This window comes from Clostridium frigidicarnis, from assembly GCF_900111985.1.
In the GTDB taxonomy this organism is placed as follows: domain Bacteria; phylum Bacillota; class Clostridia; order Clostridiales; family Clostridiaceae; genus Clostridium_Z; species Clostridium_Z frigidicarnis.
In genome coordinates this window covers 130,205-150,678 of record NZ_FOKI01000005.1, presented here as the reverse complement: position 1 = coordinate 150,678, position 20,474 = coordinate 130,205, and the positions used below count along the sequence as shown (strand labels likewise).

Sequence of the window (20,474 nt, the reverse complement as noted above, 5' to 3'; positions counted from 1 at the left end):
GAAATGCTACTATTAAAAATCGTTTATGAAGGGGAATTAATAGTTGTAGAGGAACTCCAGCAGTTGAAGCAATATTTTAAAAGAAAAAATATAACATTAGGTATTTCTGAAAGCATTGAAGGTACAACTCACTTCATAAAAGTTTTATGCGATAACGAAATATATGATGATAAAATCAAAAATTCTGTTGATTTAAATGTAAGTAAGATACTATATAAAATAATTGTAGATGTTTTCAAACAAAAGGAAATGTATGGATTTTTAACAGACACTTACTTTTTTTTAAGAAGTGATGAACTTCCTGATGTAAGTGAAAGGATAATTAATGCTTTAACAGGAGATGAAAAAATACAAGATGATGCCTCTATATATTGTATGAATAGAAGAAATAATATAATAAGCAAAATAAAGGAGTGTATAGAAGAAAATAAAGAAATAAATATATCAGGGTTTATAACATTTAGAATGAAGTATTTAATAGAGGATTTTGAAGCTATTGTAGATAAGGTGGTAGAAAAATATTTAGTAGAAAAAGAATATAATGAATTTGTAAAGCTTCTTAAATATTTTGTGGAAGTTCAAGAGAGTAAAATAGATGAGGTAAATATAATAGCGGATAATAAGGGCGAGTATCATATAAAAGATAAAGATGGAAAAGATATTTTAGCTGAGTTTGTAGAAGAACTTGTTGATTGTAAGCTTGGAATGGTTGGAATCAATATAGAAGATGTTATAGTAAGTGGACTTATAACTAATGCACCTAAAATAGTAAAAATTCATGGAGAACAAAATTTTGTAAATAAAGAAATTTTAGAAACTATAAAAAATGTGTTTGCAAATAGAGTGGTTTTCTGTAATAATTGTTTTATGTGCTCACAAAATAATATTTGTGAAGGTATAAGAAACAAAAAAAATGATATAATAAAAGTATGAAAAAAAATTGACAAGTATAAAAGTCTATGATAAGATAAATCTTGTGTTAAATAACTAAGCAGAAACAAGCCGTTTCTCCCCTTACAGTAATTGCTAGTATGGGAATTCTCTAAGACACTTTATTTTCACAATGTGATTATTTTTAGAGATAATATAAATGAGACGGCATAAGCCGTCTCTTTTTTTATATTATATATATTTACATAGACTTAGTGGCTTTTATGCTTAACCGGAGGTGAAGAACATTAGTAAAGATGTATTGTTAAACGAGCAAATAAGAGCAAAAGAACTTAGAGTTATATCTGACTCTAATGAGCAATTGGGACTTATGTCATCAAGAGAAGCTCTTAGTATTGCAGAAGAAAGAGAAATGGATTTAGTTCTAATTTCTCCAAATGCAAAACCACCAGTTTGCAAAATAATGGACTACGGTAAATTTGTTTATGAGCAATCAAAGAGAGAAAAAGAAGCTAAGAAAAAGCAAAAGGTTGTAAATCTTAAAGAAATAAGATTTAGTCCGAGTATAGAAGAACATGATATTTCAATTAAAGCTAATAATGCAAGAAAGTTCTTAAATGAAGGTGACAAGGTTAAAGTCACTGTAAGGTTTAGAGGAAGAGAAGCAGACTATTCCTTTATAGGACACAAAATTCTTGAGAAATTTGTATTAAAAGTAGAAGACATTTGTGTTGTAGAAAAGCCAGCAAGATTAGAAGGAAGAAATATGATAATGATTTTGGCTCCAAAAAAAGCTTAAACTTGAGAGGAGGATTTTATTATGCCAAAAATGAAAACTCACAGAGGTGCTGCAAAAAGATTTAAAAAGACTGGAACAGGAATGTTCAAAAGAGCAAAGGCATTCAAAAGCCATATATTAACAAAGAAAAGCTCTAAGAGAAAAAGAAACTTAAGAAAAACAGCTTACGTTTCAACTACACAAGAAAAAACAATGAGAAAATTATTACCATATCTATAAGAGATACGAATAGGAGGTCTACGTAATGGCAAGAGTTAAGAGAGCAAAAAACGCACGTAAGAATCATAAGAAGGTTTTAAAGCTTGCTAAAGGATACTACGGCGGAAAAAGCAAGTTATTCAGAACAGCTAACGAGGCTGTTATGAGAGCATTAAGAAATGCATATGTAGGAAGAAAATTAAAGAAGAGAGATTTCAGAAGACTATGGATAGCTAGAATAAATGCAGCTTCAAGAATAAATGGATTAAGCTATTCTAAGTTCATGAACGGATTAAAAGTTGCAGGAATAGATATAAACAGAAAAATGTTATCAGAGATAGCAATAAATGATCCAAAAGCATTTACAGCATTAGTTGAAACAGCTAAAAATGCAATAAATGCATAATTAAAAAATAAAAATGCGACTTTAGTCGCATTTTTATTTTTAATTTTTATATAAATAACATATAATATAATTATAAACAAATATTTACCTTTGAGGTGATATCATGCAATATAATTTATCAAAAAAATTAAAGCTTAATGCTGTTCAAATATTAGCATTGGGTTTTGCTGCTGTTATTTTAACAGGAGCCATATTATTAACATTACCTATAGCATCTAAAAGCGGACAAAGAACTGGCTTTATAGATGCTCTCTTTACATCTACATCTGCAACATGTGTTACGGGACTTATTACTTTAGATACCGGAACATATTGGACTTATTTTGGAAAAACTGTAATAATATCACTAATACAAATAGGTGGATTAGGATTTATGTCTTTTGCTACATTATTTGCATTATTATTAGGTAAGAAAATAACACTAAAGGAAAGATTGATATTACAAGAAGCTTTGAATACTTTTAATATACAAGGGCTTGTAAGACTTATGAAGTATATACTAGGCTTTACTTTTTCAGTAGAGTTTTTAGGTGCAGTATTATTATCAACTCAATTCATTCCTGAATTTGGTGTTATGAAGGGTATTTATTATAGCTTATTCCACTCAATATCTGCCTTTTGTAATGCTGGTTTTGACTTAATAGGTAACTTTTCAAGCTTAACATCTTATGCAGATAACTCAGTTATAATACTTACAATAGGAAGTCTTATAATTATAGGTGGTATGGGATTTTCAGTTTGGTCAGAAATTTATCATTGTAAAAGTATAAAAAGACTTTCATTACATTCAAAAATAGTAATATCTATGACTTTAGGATTAGTAGTTGGAGGAGCAATATTAATGTTTTTATTTGAACATAGTAATGCGGCAACTATAAAAGATATGAGTATGAAAGGGCAGGCATTATCATCATATTTTGCTTCTGTGAGTCCTAGAACAGCAGGATTCAACTCAATATCTACATCAGATATGACTATGGCAGGAAGATTTTTAACAATAATTTTAATGTTTATAGGTGGATCACCAGGTTCTACAGCAGGTGGTATAAAAACAACTACAGCAGGAATACTTATTATGACAGTAGTTTCAGTAATAAAAGGTAAAGAAGATACTGAACTATTTAAAAAAAGAATAAATAAGGATATAATATATAGAGCATTCACAGTGGTAACATTAGGTGGATTAATTGTAGTTGTTATGACAATGCTTTTATCAATTACAGAAGTAGGAATGAAGTTTGAAGAATTAGTTTACGAAGTTACTTCAGCCTTTGCTACAGTTGGATTAACCCTTGGAATTACTACTAAGCTTTCTGCAATTGGAAAGGTCCTTGTAGCATTTACAATGTATTTGGGAAGAGTGGGACCATTGACAGTAGTACTTGCATTAACAACAAGGAAGAAAAACAAGTCTATAAGATATCCAGAAGGAAAAATTTTGGTGGGTTAGGAGTGTAATTATGGCTAGAAAACAATTTGTTGTAATTGGATTAGGAAGATTTGGAATATCCGTTGCTAAAACTTTATATGAGTCAGGACATGAAGTTTTAGCCATTGATAAAAACGAAGATTTAATTCAGGAAGTATCTGATAATGTAACGCATGCAGTTCAAATGGATGCAACAGATGAAAATGCATTAAGAACTATAGGAATAAGAAATTTTGATGTTGCAGTTATAACTATAGGATCTAATATACAGTCTAGTGTTATGGTTGCTTTAATTGTAAAAGAACTAGGTGTAAAATATATAATAGCTAAGGCACATAATGACTTACATGCAAAAGTTTTATATAAAATAGGGGCAGATAGAGTAGTTCAGCCAGAAAAAGATATGGGTGTTAGAGTTGGACATAATTTAGTATCCTCTAATATACTTGATTATATAGAATTGTCTCCAGATTATAGTATTATAGAAATTGAAGCACCTCAAATGTGGTGGGGAAAATCCATTAAAGAGTTAAATGTTAGATCAAATTATGGAATAAATATTATGGCAATAAAAAAAGATAATGAAGTTAATATATCTCCGGATGCAGAGGATATAATTGAGAAAAACTTTATAATAGTATCCATTGGATCAATAGATGATTTAAGTAGATTAGAAACTATGATATCTAAATAGAGGTGTAAAGTTTGGATGTAATTAGAATTGAAAGTAAAGAAAATGCTTTTATAAAAGAATTAAAAAAATTAAAAGAAAAGAAATATAGAAAACAAAAGAATCAATTTATAGTAGAAGGTATAAGAAGTGTGAATGAAGTATTAAATTCTTCTTACGAAATAGAGTATCTATTATATAGTGATAAGTTTGAGGATAAGATAGATGCACTTTTAAAAAATGAAAAAATTAAAAATGTACAATTTTACAACGTAACAAATGATGTTTTAAAACTTCTTTGTAGTACTGAAACGCCTCAGGGAGTAGTGGCTATTGTAAATATAAAAAAATTTAACATAGTTGATGAATTAAATGGTTTTTATGTTTTAGTAGATAAGGTGCAAGACCCAGGCAATATAGGTGCAATTATAAGATCAGCACATGCTAGTGGAGCAAAAGGTGTTATACTTACAAAGGGAACAGTAGATGTATTTAATGACAAAGCCTTTAGAAGTACTATGGGATCCGTATTTCACATACCTATTATAGAAGATGATGGAGTTTTCATTAAAAAATTAAAGAATAATAAGTTTAAATTTGTAGTAAGCTCACTTCAAACTGATAAAAACTTTTTTGATGTTAATTTAAAAGATAATTTAGTAATATGTGTAGGAAATGAAGGTAATGGTATAAGCAAGGAGATTTATGATTTAGCAGATATAAAGGTGAAAATTCCTATGCCAGGTGGAGCTGAATCTTTAAATGTAGCAGTAGCATCTACAGTAATGATGTTTGAGATAGTTAGGCAAAATATGATATAATATGTTGAAATTATATTAATAAATATGTATAATGAATAATAAATGAATATTTAAATGCAATGAAAGAGAGAGTAAATATAAAATTTTTATTAAGGGAGAAAAGATCTTAGACTGAAAGTCTTTTTATAAAAATTTATGTTGAAGTTCACTCCGGAGCACTATTGGTGAAGTTTTATTAGCCTTTAGCGGTGAAAATCGTTAATTTTACTAAGAGAATCTTAAATCTTTGATATTTAAGATTAATTAGGGTGGTACCACGGATAATTCCGTCCCTTTATAGGGACGGTTTTTTTTATTTGCATAGAACGAATCTTCATTCAAATGATGTTTTTTCACCATATGAATGTTAGATAAGTTAATAAAAGCAATTTATTAAATTTACATAGTAATTATATACTGTAGATTATTACTGTGGTAAATCTAAAAATGAAAGGAGTAAATTCTATGAAAGAGCAATTAGAATTAATTAAAGAAAATGCTTTAAGTGAAATTAAAAATTGCAAAACAAGTTCCGAATTAGAAACTGTAAGAGTAAAGTTTCTAGGTAAAAAAGGAGAGGTAACTCTAATACTTAGAGGTATGGGAGCACTTTCTAAAGAAGAAAGACCAGTTGTTGGGAAATTAGTGAATGAAGTTAGAGAAGATATAGAAACGGCTTTAGATGAAAGCTTAAAAACAATAAAACAACAAGAAAAGAATGAAAAGCTTAAAAATGAAGTAATAGATATATCAATGCCAGGAAGAAAGCAAAAAATAGGGAAAAGACATCCTATGGAGCTAACTTTAAATAGAATGAAAGAAATATTTATAGAAATGGGTTTTGCAATAGAAGAAGGACCAGAGGTTGAGAAAGATTATTACAACTTCGAAGCATTAAACATACCTAAGAACCATCCAGCAAGAAGTGAACAGGATACGTTTTACATAAATGATAATATAGTACTAAGAACCCAAACTTCACCTGTTCAAGCTAGAGTAATGGAAAAACAACAACCGCCAATAAAAATGATATCTCCTGGAAAGGTGTATCGTTCAGATGCCGTTGATGCAACACATTCACCAATATTTTATCAAATGGAAGGTCTTGTTATTGATAAAGGGGTTACATTTGCAGATCTTAAAGGAACACTAGAGTTATTTGCAAAAAAAATGTTTGGAGATAAGGTTGAAACTAAATTTAGACCTCATCACTTTCCATTTACAGAACCATCAGCAGAAATGGATGCTACTTGCTTTGTGTGTAAGGGCGAAGGATGTAGGGTTTGTAAAAATAGCGGATGGATAGAATTATTAGGTTGTGGAATGGTTCATCCTGATGTTTTAAGAAAATGTGGAATAGACCCAGAAGTTTACTCAGGCTTTGCTTTTGGTTTTGGTGTAGATAGAATGGTTATGTTAAGTTATGGAATAGATGATATTAGATTATTATATGAAAGTGATATGAGATTCTTAAATCAGTTCTAGGAGGTAAGAAAGTATGAAAGTACCAGTTAAATGGCTTAAAGATTATGTTGATTTTAATATACAAGTAAATGAATTATCAGATGCACTTACTTTATCAGGATCTAAAGTTGAAGAAATAATAACTTCAGGAGACGAAATAGTAAATGTAGTTACTGCAAAAATAGAGAGTATAGAGCAGCACCCAGATGCAGAAAAGCTAGTTGTATGTCAGCTTAATGTTGGCAAAGAAGAGTTGGTTCAAATAGTTACTGGAGCTAAGAACATGAAAGAAGGGGACATTGTACCAGCGGCATTACATGGTGCAGTTTTGGCTGAGGGACTTAAGATTAAAAAAGGTAAATTACGTGGAGTACCATCAAATGGAATGATGTGTTCAGAAGAAGAACTTGGAATTGCTGGAGATGAGCAAGTTCACGGACTTATGATTCTTCCAGAGGATACTAAAGTTGGAATAGACATAAAAGAAGCTTTAGGATTAAATAAAGCTACAATAGATTTTGAGATAACTTCTAATAGACCCGATTGCTTAGGGGTAGTTGGAATTGCAAGAGAAACTGCTGCAACATTAAAAACTTCATATAAGATGCCAGAAACAAACTACGTTCCAAGCTGTAATGATTCTATAGAAACTTTAATAAAAGTTGATATTAAGGATGAGTTATGTAAGAGATATATGGCAAGAGGAGTTAAAAATGTAAAAATAGCTCCTTCACCAGCATGGATGCAAGAATATTTAATGGATGCTGGAGTTAGACCAATAAATAATATAGTTGATATTACAAACTTTGTAATGTTAGAGTTAGGTCAACCTATGCATGCCTTTGATAAAAGAGAAATCTCTACAAACAATATAGTTATAGAAAGAGCAGAAGATGGAGAAAAGTTTACAACTCTTGATGAGGTGGAAAGAACTTTAACAAATGAAGTTTTAACTATTAGAGATGGAAATACAACTATAGGATTAGCTGGAATAATGGGCGGGCTAAACTCAGAAATAAAAGATGACACAGCTGAAGTTGTATTTGAAAGTGCTAATTTTGAGGGAACAAACATAAGAATTAATTCTAAAAATTTAGGATTAAGAACAGAGTCATCTTCAAGATTTGAAAAAGAAATAGATCCTAATCTTACTAAATTAGCAATAGATAGAGCTTGTTACCTTGTAGAACTATTACGTTGTGGTAATGTTATGGAAGGCACTATAGATATTTACAATGAAGTTAAAAAAGAAGGAAATATCTTAGTTGATTCAAATTGGGTTAATAAATTTTTAGGAACTGATTTATCTAAAGAAGAAATGAAAAAATGTTTAGATAGTTTAGATCTTAAGACAGAAATTCAAGAGGAAATTTTAAACATAACAGTTCCTACCTTTAGAATAGATATTGCTATAAAAGAAGACATAGCGGAAGAGATAGCTAGAATACACGGATATGACAATATACCAACTACTATATCAAAAGCAATAGGTCTTAAGGGTGCTAAAAATGATAAACTTAAAAATGATGATTTAATTGTAGAAACTATGATTAGCTCAGGACTTAATCAATCAATAAGTTATTCATTTGTAAGCCCTAAATCTTTTGATAATGTAAATATACCAAAAGATAGCTGTCTTAGAAATGCTATAGCAATAAGAAATCCACTAGGAGAAGATTATAGCTTGATGAGAACATCTACTATAGCTTCTATGATGGAAAGTTTAGCTAGAAATTATTCAAGAAACAATGAAGAAGCTAGATTATTTGAAATAGGAAAAATATATATTTCTAAAAAAGAGGATTGCCTTCCAGAAGAAAGAAATATTTTAACTATTGGATTATATGGGGACATAGATTATTTAGATATAAAGGGTATTATAGAGGAAACCGTAGAAGCATTTGGGATAAACAATGGATCATATAAGAGACAAAGTGAAAATGTTTCATTCCACCCAGGCAAAACAGCAGATTTATATATAAATAAAGAAGTAGTTGGAACATTTGGAGAGATACATCCAGATGTATGTGAAAACTATGGAATAGATGTTCCATGTTTTATGGCTGAAATAAACTTAGACTTATTATATAAAAGGGCTAATTTAGTTAAAAAATATAAAGCACTTCCTAAGTTCCCAGCAGTAACAAGAGACATAGCTATTCTTGTAAATGATGAAATACTTGTACAAGAAATAGAAGAAGCTATAAGAAAAACTGGTGGAAACATAGTTGAGCAAGTTAAGCTTTTCGATGTATACAAAGGAAAACAAATACCAGAAGGAAAGAAAAGTGTAGCATATGCTATATTCTATAGAGATGAAAATAAGACATTAACTGACAAAGAAGTTAATAAGGTGCATGACAAGATATTAAGGGCTTTAGAATATAAATTAGGTGCTGAACTTAGATAATTTAACTTGTTTTCTATTAGGAAAATATATGTTAAAATATAGATAACTATATTTTGCATATATTTTCTTGTTATTATATAAAATTATTAAAATATTTAATCAGTATTATTAAATTTTTTGATTTTATATTATAATTTATTATAGATAGAGAAAGTTAAATTAAGAGGGTGTAATAATAATGAATAAAGTAACTGTTAAAATAAATGGGATAGATTACAATCTTAAGGGTGACGAAAGTGCAGATTATTTAACGGAAATAGCTGGATACGTAGATAAAAAGCTTAAAAATTTAATAGATAGTAATAAAAAACTTAGTACGTCATCGGCAGCAATACTTACAGCAATGAATTCAGCAGATGAAATGTTTAAAGAAAAAGAAGATGCAAAAGAAATAAAAAATCAATTTGCACTTCTTAAAAGTCAAATATCTTATTTGGAGAAACATAATAAAGAACTTGACGATAAGGTTTCAGATTTGGACAACCAAATAAAAAATCAAGAAGGAAATATAAATAATGAACTTCAAATTAAAATAAGTAAACTAAATGAAGAGTTAAATAACAAAGAGAATATACTAAATAGTTTAAATAAAGAGAAAGACTCTATAGAAGAAGATCTAAAAAGAAAAATAAAGATTTTAGAAGATGAAAAAATTGAAAGTGAAAAACATAATAATAAGATATTAGAGGGAAATAATAATGAAATTTTCAGCTTAAATGAAAAACTTGAAGAGTTGAAACAATATTATATAAATAAAATAGAACTCTTAGAACAAAATCACAAAGAAGAGATATGTAAAGTTAATAAGAATAATGAAGAATTAGATACTATGTTAATTCATATTAAAAAAGAAGACAATGAATTAAAAGAAAAAGCTATGCAATATAAGAATGAATTAATTTTAAAAGAGAAGGACGAATTAGAATTTAAGAAACAAATCTCAGATTTAGAAATTAAATTTAAAGATTATGAGGAAAATAACAAATTTAAGGAAGCGTCTGAAAAATTAAGCAAGGAAAATAATTCATTCAAAGAAAAAATAGAAAATTTAAATAAGGAAATAGAGTTACTTACTATTGAGGCAAAGAAATATAAAGAATTAAATAAAAAAATTATAGCAAGAAATGAAGAACGCTCATTTAGAGAAAGAAGTAACTTTTATAAGCTTAAGGCTTACGAAGATAAATATACAAACTTGGTAGAAAAGCTTGTTGAAAATCAAATTAAATATATATGTTTAAAAGAGGGAATAGAATATAAATGTCCTATCAATATTTTAAACTCATTAGGTGAAAATGACGATATAGATATAGAAGATGAAATAGTGTTTTTATCAAGAACTAGGAATATGGAAAAAAGAGAGTTGAAAGAAAAAATTTTAATAGACAGTTTACCAAAATAGCTCATGAAATAACATGAGCTATTTTTTACAGTTATAGAAAAGTATATTATGTCCTAGAAGTTTAATTTAGGGTATAATATAAAAAGATACAAAGTAGAAACGACAATGAATAAAAAATTAACATATAATTTATAAAGAACGAAGTAAAAAATGAGGTGCGTGTTATGACAAAAATAGAATTATTAGCTCCAGCAGGTGGACTAGAAAGTTTATATGCAGCTATAAACAAAGGTGCAGATGCTGTTTATATGGGAGGAAGTAAATTTTCTGCTAGGGCATATGCATCTAATTTTACAGATGATGATCTGGAGAAAGCAGTTGATTATGCTCATTTATATGGTACGAAAATATACATAGCTCTTAATACTTTAATAAAGGAAGATGAGATATTTGAAGCATTTGAATACATAAAGGTATTACATTCTATAGGTGTAGATGCTTTAATAGTACAAGATTTAGGAATAGCAAATATTTTAAGAAAGTATTTTAGTGACTTTGAAATTCATGCATCTACTCAGATGACCATACACAACGGAGAAGGAGCATTATTTTTCAAACATAATGGATTTCAAAGAATAGTGTTATCTAGAGAGTTATCTTTAAAAGAAATTGAGTATATATCTAAAGATTTAGGTATAGAGACAGAAATATTTGTTCATGGAGCATTATGTGTATGTTATTCGGGACAATGTCTTATGAGCAGTGTAATAGGTGGAAGAAGTGGAAATAGAGGAAGATGTGCTCAACCTTGTAGGCTTCCATATACAATTATTAATAAAAATACAAATAAAGAGAAAAAAGCATATATTTTAAGTCCAAAAGATATATGCAATATAGAAAATGTAGAAGATTTAATAAATAGTGGAACATCTTCACTGAAAATTGAAGGAAGAATGAAAAGGCCAGAGTATGTAGCTGGAGTTGTAGAAACTTATAAAAAAGCAATAGATTCTTATAATAAAAAACATAAGATAGATAAATTAAAAGAAAAAAGAAAATTAATGCAATTATTTAACAGAGAAGGTTTCTCTAAGGCATATTTTTATGGAAATAAGGGCAAAGACATGATGGCATATAATATACCTAAAAATACAGGGTTATTTATAGGACAAATTTTGAAAGATAATTCAATAATCTTAGAAGAGGATATAGCTTTAGAGGATGGCATAAGAGTTGGAGAAGGCGGTTTTGCACTATCTAAAATAATTAAAGATAAAGAAGAAGTTAAATGTGCAAAAAGAGGAGAAAAAGTAAATCTATATCCTACTAATTATAAAAGAGGAGATAAACTTTATAAAATATTAGATAATGCAATGATGAAAGAATATGGTGTTAGTTATGTAAATCCATATGAAAATAAGATTTCTTTAAAAGCAAATATAGTATTTAATATAAATAAAGAAATAGAGATTTTTGTTAATTTTAAGGGAGAAACTTTTACTGCAACAGGGGAAATTGTCCAGAATGCAATAAATAAGCCTTTATCTCAAGATAGGATAGAAGAAAGTCTTAAGAAAAGTGGAGATACTCCATTTAAAATAGAATATGTAGAATTCAGAAGCTATGAAGAAGGTTTTGTACCAGTAGCAGCTTTAAATGCTATTAGAAGAGATATAATAGAACAAATAGAAAAGTTTTTAAAGAATAGTTATAAAAGAAAAAAACTATCAAAGGCATTAGAAAAGGTTGATTTAAATAGGGAATCTAGTAGTGATATAAATTTATTGGTTAATGTATGTACTGTGGATCAGCTAGATGCATTAAAAGAAGAAGATGTAGAGCATATTGGAATTAATATATTTTATAGAGGAAAAAATGCTTTAAAAGAAGAACATATAAAAGGTATAAGTAAAAATAAGAAAGTATACCTAAAAGTACCTAATATAATAAAAGAAGAGTTTACTAGAGTAGAGGAAATTATAGAAAAGAATCTTCCATTTATAGAAGGTGTTATAACAGCTAATTTTGGGATAATAAATAAGTTTTATAATCGAACTAAAATAATAGGAGATTATAAATTAAATATTTATAACAGTTATTCTTTGGAATACTTAAAGCCATATGTGGATTTATCTTGTTTAAGTATTGAGCTTAATAAGAAGGATATAAATAAAATTATGAAGAATAATTTAAACGCTCAAATTCTTGTTTATGGAAATCCAGAACTTATGGTAAGTGAATATTGCCCTATAGGATGTATGTTAGGTGGAAAAGACTCAAGTCATAATTGTGATATGCAGTGTATGAAGGGAGACTTTGTTTTAAAAGATAGAATGAATGAAGAATTTAAGATAAAAACTGATATATTCTGTAGAAGTTATATTTATAATCCTAAGAGTATTAATTTAATTCCTAATTTAAAAGAAATGACTAACATTGAAAGCTTTAGAATAGATTTTGTAAATGAAGAAGCAAATGAAGTAACAAGAATTATAAAAGCTTTTAATAAAAAGAAATGGGAATATGATTTTACTAACTACACAAGAGGACATTATAAAAGAGGAGTAGAATAAGTGAGGGAATAAAAAGATGAATGAAAAAGCATTAAAAGTTTTAGAATTTAACAAAATAAAAGAAATAATGAAAAAATATACAGCAACATCTGCGGCGAAAGATCTAATAGATGAACTCAAACCGTATTCAAGTGCATATGAAGTTATACATCATTTAAAAGAGACAGAAGAGGCATTTCAATTGTTAGTTAAGAAGGGAAATCCACCATTTGAGGGATTGTACGATGTAAGAGATGGTATAGAAAGAGCAACAAAAGGTGGAGTTCTAATGCCATATCAGCTTCTAAGAATAGCAAACATGTTAAAATCTGCTAGAAGATTTAAAGATTATATAGGCAGAAAAGAAGATGAAGAAAAACATGAAGAACTTGAGAGTCTTTGTGATGGGATTGTAGCAATTAAAGCTTTAGAGGATGAAATTTTTTTAGCGATAATAGGAGAAGAGGAGATAAGTGATAAGGCTTCTTCTACTCTTTATAATATTAGAAGAACATTAAAAGAAAAAAATTCTTCTGTAAGAGATAAAGTTAATGACATGATAAGAAGTAATAGCAAATATCTTCAAGATAATTTATATACAATTAGAGGAGATAGATATGTTATTCCTGTAAAGGCTGAGCATAAAGGTGCAGTACCTGGACTTGTACATGATCAAAGTTCGTCAGGAGCTACCTTATTTATAGAGCCTATGGGACTTGTAAATTTAAACAATGAAATAAGAGAGCTTATGCTAAAAGAGAAGGCAGAAATAGAAAGAATATTAGCTTACTTATCAGAAAAAGTATATGAACATGCATTTGAGGTGAAAAATAATAGTAAAATAATTTGGGAATTGGATTTTATATTTGCTAAAGCGAAATATGGAAGTTCAATAAATGGTATTATGCCTAGTGTAAATGAAAAAGGTATTTTTAATATAATTGATGGTAGGCATCCATTAATAGATCCTAAAATAGTTGTGCCAGCTACTATATATTTAGGTGAAGAGTTTACATCTTTGGTAGTAACAGGACCAAATACTGGAGGTAAAACAGTAACACTAAAAACAGTGGGACTTCTTCATATAATGGCCTTGAGTGGGCTTTTAATACCAGCAAGATCTCAATCATCAGTAGCATTTTATGAAGAAATATTTGCAGATATTGGAGATGAACAAAGTATAGAGCAAAGTCTTTCAACATTTTCATCACATATGACCAATATAGTAAAAATAATAGATAAAGCTGATGAAAATTCACTTGTTTTATTTGATGAGCTTGGAGCAGGTACTGATCCAACAGAGGGAGCAGCACTTGCAGTATCAATTCTTGAATCTTTAAGAAAAAGAAATTGCAAAATAGCTGCAACCACTCATTACAGTGAATTAAAGGCATATGCACTTGAAACTAGTGGTGTTGAGAATGCATCTGTAGAATTTGATGTGGAAACATTAAGACCAACATATAGGTTATTAATAGGTATACCAGGAAAGTCTAATGCTTTTGAGATATCAAAAAGATTAGGGTTACCAGAGTATATAATAGAAGGGTCTAAAAATTTAATTTCAAAAGAGAACTTAAGATTTGAGGATTTAATAGAACAGTTACAAGAAAAAAGTATAAAAGCAGAAAAAGATGCTAGAGCAGCAGCACGTCTAAAAGGCAATATAGAAGAAATGAAAAATGACTATGAAGAAAAACTTCAAGGTATTCAAAATATAAGAGAAAATGCTATAGTTGAAGCAAAACGTGAAGCTAGAAGCCTATTAAGAGATGCAAAGGATGAAGCTGATCAAATACTAAAAGATATGAGAGATCTTGAAAAAATGGGATACTCTTCACAGGCTAGAACTATGTTAGAAGAACAAAGAAAATCATTAAAAGATAAATTAGAAAAACATGAGGAAAAAATAAGTCTTTCTAGCAATGATAAAGGTAAAGAAATAAACGAAGTAACAGTTGGAATGGAAGTAATGTTACCATCATTAAATCAGAAAGTTACAATTTTAACTTTACCAGATAATAAAAAGGAAGTTCAGGTTCAGGCTGGAATAATGAAAGTAAACGTAAAATTAAAAGATTTAAGAATGATAGATGGAAATTCAAGTAGCAAGCAAGTTAAAAGAACTCAAAAGAGGGAAATGAAGTTAAAAGTAAAAAGTGTTGCTACTTCCGTGGATTTAAGAGGTATGGATTCAGAAGAGGCTTGTTATGTTACGGATAAGTACTTAGATGAGGCTTATGTTGCAGGACTTGGAGAGGTAAGCATAATTCACGGAAAAGGCACTGGAATCCTTAGAAATGCAATAAATGATATGTTGAGGAGACATCCACATGTGAAAAATTATAGACTTGGAGAATATGGTGAAGGTGGTAACGGTGTAACGGTGGCCATATTAAAGTAGGTGAGGTTATGATATTAATAAGTGCATGTCTTTGTGGTATAAATTGCAAATATAATGGGAAAAATAATTTGAATGAAAAAATAGAGTCTCTTTTAAAGAAAGAAAATGTAATGGTTATTTGTCCGGAACAATTAGGTGGATTACCAACACCAAGAACTCCAAATGAAATTTGGGGTGGTACAGGAAAAGAAGTTCTTAGTGGAGAAGCAAAAGTTTTAAATAAAGATAAAGCTGACTCAACACACTGTTTTATAAAAGGAGCAGAAGAAGTTTTGAAGTTGGCTAAAATGGTAAATATAGAGTATATAATCTTGAAATCTAAAAGCCCTTCTTGTGGAAAAGGAATTATATATGATGGGACATTTAGTGGTAGAAAAATTCAAGGAAATGGGGTGACTGCGGAGCTTTTAATTAATAATGGATTTAAAGTTGTTACAGAAATAGAATACTTAAATTCACTATAAGAAATTTTATAATGAAAGAAATATAATATTAACTGTCAAAAACACTAATATAGAACTAATCTTCATTTAGGTGGTAGCCATGAGATAAGTTTTGTGTTGGTGTTTCTTTATTTTATTTAAAACAAATTTAAGCTTAACAAAAAATAGTTTGTTACTGATGTAGAGGAATATTATTATTAAATTAAAAATAAAAAAATAAAAGTGACAATTGAATAAAAAATATGATAGTAACAGTTCATTATATATTATTTGTGAACTTGTAATTGACAAACTATATTCAAATTTCAGAAAATATTCTCATTTGAGTTAAAAAGAAGCTTAAAAATTTTCAATCTAAAAAAAATGAAGGAAAAATGTTGTAAAAGAAAAAAATATGTGATAATATTACGAAAACGATATGATAACGTTTAATTAATTAAATAGTAGGGGGAAAAAAATGGAGACAAATCAAAAAAAACTCACATGGTATAACCTAGCGTTAATGGCATTTGTAAGTGTTTGGGGTTTTGGAAATGTAGTTAATGGATATGCAACTCAAGGAATGCAAGTTGTAATATCATGGATATTAATGTTTTCTTTATATTTTGTACCGTATGCTTTAATGGTAGGAGAAATGGGATCTACGTTTAAAGATTCTAGTGGAGGAGTTAGTTCATGGATAAAGGTTACAGTAGGACCTACTTGTGCATATTTAGCAGGATGGACTTATTGGGTTGTTCATATTCCATATCTAGCTCAAAAGCCTCAAGGTATAATGATAGCATTAGGATGGGCTATTAATCAAAATGGAACTCTAGTTAAAAATATGGATCCAAAGATGTTACAACCTATATGTTTAGTAATTTTCTTGTTATTCCTTTGGATATCATCAAGAGGAGTTAATTCAATAAAGAAAATAGGTGCTGTGGCAGGTTCATCTATGTTTATTATGTCATTATTATATATTTTATTAGTAATAGCTGCACCAGCAATAACTAATGCTCATACTTTTAAATTAGACTTTAGCTGGAATTCCTTAGTGCCAAATTTTGATTTTTCATATCTAACAAGTTTGGCTATATTAGTATTTGCCGTAGGTGGATGTGAAAAAATAGCACCCTATGTAAATGATATGAAAGATCCTGCAAAAGGGTTTCCAAAAGGAATGATTGCATTAGCAATTATGGTAGCAACAACGGCACTACTTGGAACTTTATCAATGGGAATGATGTTTGATCCTAATAATATTCCAGAGGACTTAATGATGAATGGTGCTTATTATTCATTCCAAAAACTTGGAGAATATTATGGAGTCGGAAACTTCTTCTTAATAGTTTATGCTATAGCTAACTCATTAGCTCAAGTGTCAGCACTTGCATTTTCAATAGATGCACCGTTAAAAGTTTTACTTGGAGATGCTGATAAGAGATATGTACCAAAATCATTAACAAAAGTTAATAAAAATGGAACATTAATTAATGGTTATAAGATGACTGCAGTATTAGTTGGAGCACTTATTTTAATACCAGCCTTAGGCATTGGTAATATGAACTCTTTATTTACATGGTTATTAAGACTAAATGCTGTTGTTATGCCTTTGAGATATTTATGGGTATTTGCTGCTTATATGGCATTAAAAAAGGCAGTGAAAGGAAAATTTGAATCAACATATCAATTTACTAAAAATAAAGCTTTCGGATTTTTAATGGGATTATGGTGTTTTGGATTTACTGCATTTGCATGTGTAATGGGTATGTTTCCTAAGGGTGTAGAAACCTTTACTAAAGAATGGTACTTCCAAATTACATTAAATATTTTAACACCGTTTGTTTTACTTGGATTAGGACTTATATTACCTTTAATTGCTAAGAAAACAAACAAGCTATCAGGAGAAACACATGATAGTTTAGGAGCTTAAAGAATTATAAGGCTAAGTTTTTCGATAGAAAAACTTAGCCTTATTTACTTTATAGGAATTATAGATTTTCAATATGCAGATAACTTAAAAAATATTAAACATGTATAGTCTTTTTTAGTTGAAATTTGAGAGTGAAGGAAAAAGTATTTTTAAGAAAACATGTGTTTTTAACCTCAACTTGTCACTTAAAAATGGCATAGCCACTTTATATATATTTAGACAAGGTTCACTTTTTCATATATAACATATATAATTATATTTATAAGTTTAAAAATCAGGGGGGGACAAAAAGTGAATTATAAAGATGTTTTAAAAAATGCTAGAGAAAATTTAAATGGAAGTTGTAGAGTTTGTAAAGTATGCGATGGAAAAGCCTGTGTTGGTGAAGTTCCAGGAATGGGAGGGAAATCTACAGGAAGTGCATTTATGGAGAATATTAATGCATTAGAAAAGTATAAAATTAATATGAGAGTAATACATGATGTTAAAGATCCTAAACTTTCAGTTGATATTTTTGGGAAAAATATAAAATTACCTGTATTTGCTGCACCAGTTACAGGTACAGTCTTAAATATGGGAGGAAAGTTAACAGAAAAAGAATACATACATTCTGTTATAGAAGGATGCGTTAATTCAGAAATATATACAATGGTTGGAGATTCAGCTTTAGATTCATTCTTAATTGACAATTTAGAAGAAGTAAAAGAGTTTAATGGACAGGGAATAGCAATAATAAAACCTTGGGAAAATAAAAATGTAATAGAAAAAATAAAAATGGCAGAAGCAGCAGGATGTTATGCTGTGGGAATGGATATAGATGCATGTGGATTAATAACATTAGCAATGCATGGAAAGCCTGTATATCCTAAGACTGTAGATGAAATAAAAGAAATAGTAGAATCTACAAAATTGCCGTTTATATTAAAGGGAATCATGACTATAGATGAAGCAAAGCTTGCGGTAGAAACAGGGGCAGATGCTATAGTTGTATCTAATCATGGGGGAAGAGTCTTAGATCAAACTCCAGGTGTTGCAGAGGTTTTACCTGAAATAGCTAAAGCTGTAAAAGGAAAAATAAAAATATTTGCAGATGGTGGAGTTAGAAATGGTGTGGATATATTAAAAATGATAGCTCTTGGAGCTGATGCAGTACTTATAGGAAGACCATTTGTAACAGCATCTTTTGGTGAAGGTAGTGAAGGCGTAAAATCATATATAGATACGTTGTATAATGATTTGAAAGTTGCAATGATTCTTACTGGATGTAAGTCAATAGAAGATATAGATGAAAGAATAATTTATAAAAATAGATAGCCAATATATAATTTATAAGAGGATACAAATTAAAATTTGTACCTCTTTCTTTTTAAATTACTGAATATTCATGCAATTAATCACATGAAATTTTTTTATTATTTCAAGAGAATGATCTATTTTATCCCCAGTGATTATTAATGGAGGAGCAAATCTTATAGTTTTTGGCACTATAATCACTCACCTCATTTAAAAGGTATTTAGTAGTCTTAAGTGTAATCTCATCCTAAATTTTTATACCTTATAGTACTATTCTAAATAAAAAACGTATATGATACAACGAGAAAACTAAATTTTAAAAATATTTATAAAATTAACATAATTTCAGTGCATGCTTATAATACGGGGATGTATTAAGAAATAAGTGAAGATTTACTGAGTAATATTAAAAAAATAATAAAAAGCTTTAACAGATTAAATTGACAAACTTATTACATATATTATACTAAAAATATGAAATAATAATTAAAAATTACTATAAATAACAATATATTGGAGAAAAATAAACTTGTTTTTGTATTAGAGAGGGGTAATTTTATGATTAAAAGTCTAGAGAATCTTATAGAATTAGCTAAGAATAAAAATAAAAAAATCTTGTCTGTAGCAGTAGCTCAAGATAAGGAAGTTTTAAAAGCAGTTCTAAGTGGGGTTTCTATAGGAATAATTAATGCTATATTGGTTGGGGATAAAGAAAAAATAGAACAAATTTGTAAAGAAGAAAATTGGGACTTAAAAGGATTAGAAATAGTTAATGTTAAAAATGATAAAAAAGCAGCAGAAGAAGCTGTAAAACTTGTAAGTACTAATAAAGCTGATTTTATAATGAAAGGAATGCTTTCTACTGCAGATTTATTAAAGGCTGTATTAAATAAAGAATTTGGATTAAGAGGAAAGAGTTTATTATCTCATGTAATGCTTTACGAAACACAGAACTATCACAAATTACTATTCTTAACAGATGGGGGAATGGTACCTTATCCTGAGCTTAAGGATAAAATTGGAATAATAGATAATGCGGTTAAGGTAGCTAATGCTGTTGGGATAGACATGCCTAAAGTTGCTCCACTTTGTGCTGTAGAGGTTGTGAATCAATCTATGACGGCAACAATAGACGCATCCATCTTAAGTTCTATGAATAAAAGAGGACAAATTAAAGATTGTGTAATAGACGGACCATTAGCTTTAGATAATGCAATATCATTAGAGGCCGCTAAACATAAAGGAATAGTTAGTGAAGTTGCTGGAGATGCAGATATATTATTAGTTCCAAATATTGAAGCGGGAAATTTACTTGGTAAATCATTAACTTACTTTGGAAATGCAGAAAGTGCAGGAATTGTAATGGGGGCAAAATGTCCAATTGTATTAGTTTCAAGAGCAGACACTGCTAAATCAAAGTTATACTCAATAGCATTAGGAGCTATTGTAGAATAA

At 29.0% G+C, this 20,474-nt stretch carries 16 protein-coding genes and 1 other annotated feature; all 16 genes read left to right on the top strand.

Going from position 1 to position 20,474, the window contains the following annotated elements:
* Window positions 1–3 precede the first annotated feature (3 nt).
* Window positions 4–933, top strand: a complete 930-nt coding sequence (gene ytxC, locus BM119_RS04490) for a putative sporulation protein YtxC (protein ID WP_090039277.1) — start codon at window positions 4–6, stop codon at window positions 931–933.
* A gap of 235 nt (window positions 934–1,168) precedes the next feature.
* The gene (gene infC / locus BM119_RS04485; protein ID WP_090039275.1) at window positions 1,169–1,690 is read left to right on the top strand and encodes a translation initiation factor IF-3; all 522 of its coding nucleotides are present in this window, start codon (window positions 1,169–1,171) and stop codon (window positions 1,688–1,690) included.
* 21 nt (window positions 1,691–1,711) lie between these two features.
* A complete protein-coding gene (gene rpmI / locus BM119_RS04480; RefSeq protein WP_090039274.1) occupies window positions 1,712–1,909 on the top strand; it encodes a 50S ribosomal protein L35 in 198 nt (65 codons plus the stop codon).
* A gap of 25 nt (window positions 1,910–1,934) precedes the next feature.
* Entirely contained in the window at window positions 1,935–2,294 is a 360-nt protein-coding gene (rplT, locus tag BM119_RS04475; RefSeq protein WP_090039272.1) for a 50S ribosomal protein L20, read from the top strand.
* A 103-nt stretch (window positions 2,295–2,397) separates the two neighbouring features.
* Window positions 2,398–3,744 (top strand): TrkH family potassium uptake protein, encoded by a 1,347-nt coding sequence (locus BM119_RS04470; RefSeq protein WP_090039271.1) that lies wholly within the window; start codon window positions 2,398–2,400, stop codon window positions 3,742–3,744.
* Window positions 3,745–3,754: 10 nt separating this feature from the next.
* Window positions 3,755–4,417 (top strand): potassium channel family protein, encoded by a 663-nt coding sequence (locus BM119_RS04465; protein WP_090039269.1) that lies wholly within the window; start codon window positions 3,755–3,757, stop codon window positions 4,415–4,417.
* Window positions 4,418–4,428: 11 nt separating this feature from the next.
* Window positions 4,429–5,214, top strand: a complete 786-nt coding sequence (locus tag BM119_RS04460) for a TrmH family RNA methyltransferase (protein ID WP_090039268.1) — start codon at window positions 4,429–4,431, stop codon at window positions 5,212–5,214.
* A 50-nt stretch (window positions 5,215–5,264) separates the two neighbouring features.
* Window positions 5,265–5,491: a binding site (T-box leader), on the top strand.
* Between the two features lie 167 nt (window positions 5,492–5,658).
* Window positions 5,659–6,678 (top strand): phenylalanine--tRNA ligase subunit alpha, encoded by a 1,020-nt coding sequence (gene pheS / locus BM119_RS04455; protein WP_090039266.1) that lies wholly within the window; start codon window positions 5,659–5,661, stop codon window positions 6,676–6,678.
* 13 nt (window positions 6,679–6,691) lie between these two features.
* Window positions 6,692–9,067: a phenylalanine--tRNA ligase subunit beta gene (gene pheT, locus BM119_RS04450; protein ID WP_090039265.1), complete on the top strand. Its 2,376-nt coding sequence runs from the start codon at window positions 6,692–6,694 to the stop codon at window positions 9,065–9,067.
* Window positions 9,068–9,245: 178 nt separating this feature from the next.
* Window positions 9,246–10,469, top strand: a complete 1,224-nt coding sequence (gene zapA / locus BM119_RS04445) for a cell division protein ZapA (protein WP_090039264.1) — start codon at window positions 9,246–9,248, stop codon at window positions 10,467–10,469.
* Window positions 10,470–10,633: 164 nt separating this feature from the next.
* Window positions 10,634–12,982, top strand: a complete 2,349-nt coding sequence (locus BM119_RS04440) for a U32 family peptidase (protein WP_090039262.1) — start codon at window positions 10,634–10,636, stop codon at window positions 12,980–12,982.
* 16 nt (window positions 12,983–12,998) lie between these two features.
* Entirely contained in the window at window positions 12,999–15,365 is a 2,367-nt protein-coding gene (locus BM119_RS04435; protein WP_090039260.1) for an endonuclease MutS2, read from the top strand.
* Between the two features lie 8 nt (window positions 15,366–15,373).
* Window positions 15,374–15,829 carry a 2-thiouracil desulfurase family protein gene (locus BM119_RS04430; protein ID WP_090039259.1) on the top strand — a complete coding sequence of 152 codons (456 nt, stop codon included), beginning with the start codon at window positions 15,374–15,376 and terminating at the stop codon, window positions 15,827–15,829.
* Between the two features lie 436 nt (window positions 15,830–16,265).
* Window positions 16,266–17,726: an amino acid permease gene (locus BM119_RS04425; RefSeq protein ID WP_090039257.1), complete on the top strand. Its 1,461-nt coding sequence runs from the start codon at window positions 16,266–16,268 to the stop codon at window positions 17,724–17,726.
* A 291-nt stretch (window positions 17,727–18,017) separates the two neighbouring features.
* Complete coding sequence (locus tag BM119_RS04420) at window positions 18,018–19,040, top strand: alpha-hydroxy-acid oxidizing protein (protein WP_090039255.1); 1,023 nt, start codon at window positions 18,018–18,020, stop codon at window positions 19,038–19,040.
* Between the two features lie 537 nt (window positions 19,041–19,577).
* Window positions 19,578–20,474, top strand: coding sequence for a phosphate butyryltransferase (locus tag BM119_RS04415; protein WP_090039253.1), 897 nt, complete (start codon window positions 19,578–19,580; stop codon window positions 20,472–20,474).

Coding starts and splice junctions, on each gene's coding strand:
- BM119_RS04415 (WP_090039253.1), top strand. CDS start 19,578: ATGATTAAAAGTCTAGAGAATCTTATAGAATTAGCTAAGAATAAAAAT.
- BM119_RS04435 (WP_090039260.1), top strand. CDS start 12,999: ATGAATGAAAAAGCATTAAAAGTTTTAGAATTTAACAAAATAAAAGAA.
- pheS (WP_090039266.1), top strand. CDS start 5,659: ATGAAAGAGCAATTAGAATTAATTAAAGAAAATGCTTTAAGTGAAATT.
- ytxC (WP_090039277.1), top strand. CDS start 4: ATGCTACTATTAAAAATCGTTTATGAAGGGGAATTAATAGTTGTAGAG.
- pheT (WP_090039265.1), top strand. CDS start 6,692: ATGAAAGTACCAGTTAAATGGCTTAAAGATTATGTTGATTTTAATATA.
- BM119_RS04440 (WP_090039262.1), top strand. CDS start 10,634: ATGACAAAAATAGAATTATTAGCTCCAGCAGGTGGACTAGAAAGTTTA.
- BM119_RS04430 (WP_090039259.1), top strand. CDS start 15,374: ATGATATTAATAAGTGCATGTCTTTGTGGTATAAATTGCAAATATAAT.
- BM119_RS04425 (WP_090039257.1), top strand. CDS start 16,266: ATGGAGACAAATCAAAAAAAACTCACATGGTATAACCTAGCGTTAATG.
- rplT (WP_090039272.1), top strand. CDS start 1,935: ATGGCAAGAGTTAAGAGAGCAAAAAACGCACGTAAGAATCATAAGAAG.
- zapA (WP_090039264.1), top strand. CDS start 9,246: ATGAATAAAGTAACTGTTAAAATAAATGGGATAGATTACAATCTTAAG.
- rpmI (WP_090039274.1), top strand. CDS start 1,712: ATGCCAAAAATGAAAACTCACAGAGGTGCTGCAAAAAGATTTAAAAAG.
- BM119_RS04465 (WP_090039269.1), top strand. CDS start 3,755: ATGGCTAGAAAACAATTTGTTGTAATTGGATTAGGAAGATTTGGAATA.
- BM119_RS04470 (WP_090039271.1), top strand. CDS start 2,398: ATGCAATATAATTTATCAAAAAAATTAAAGCTTAATGCTGTTCAAATA.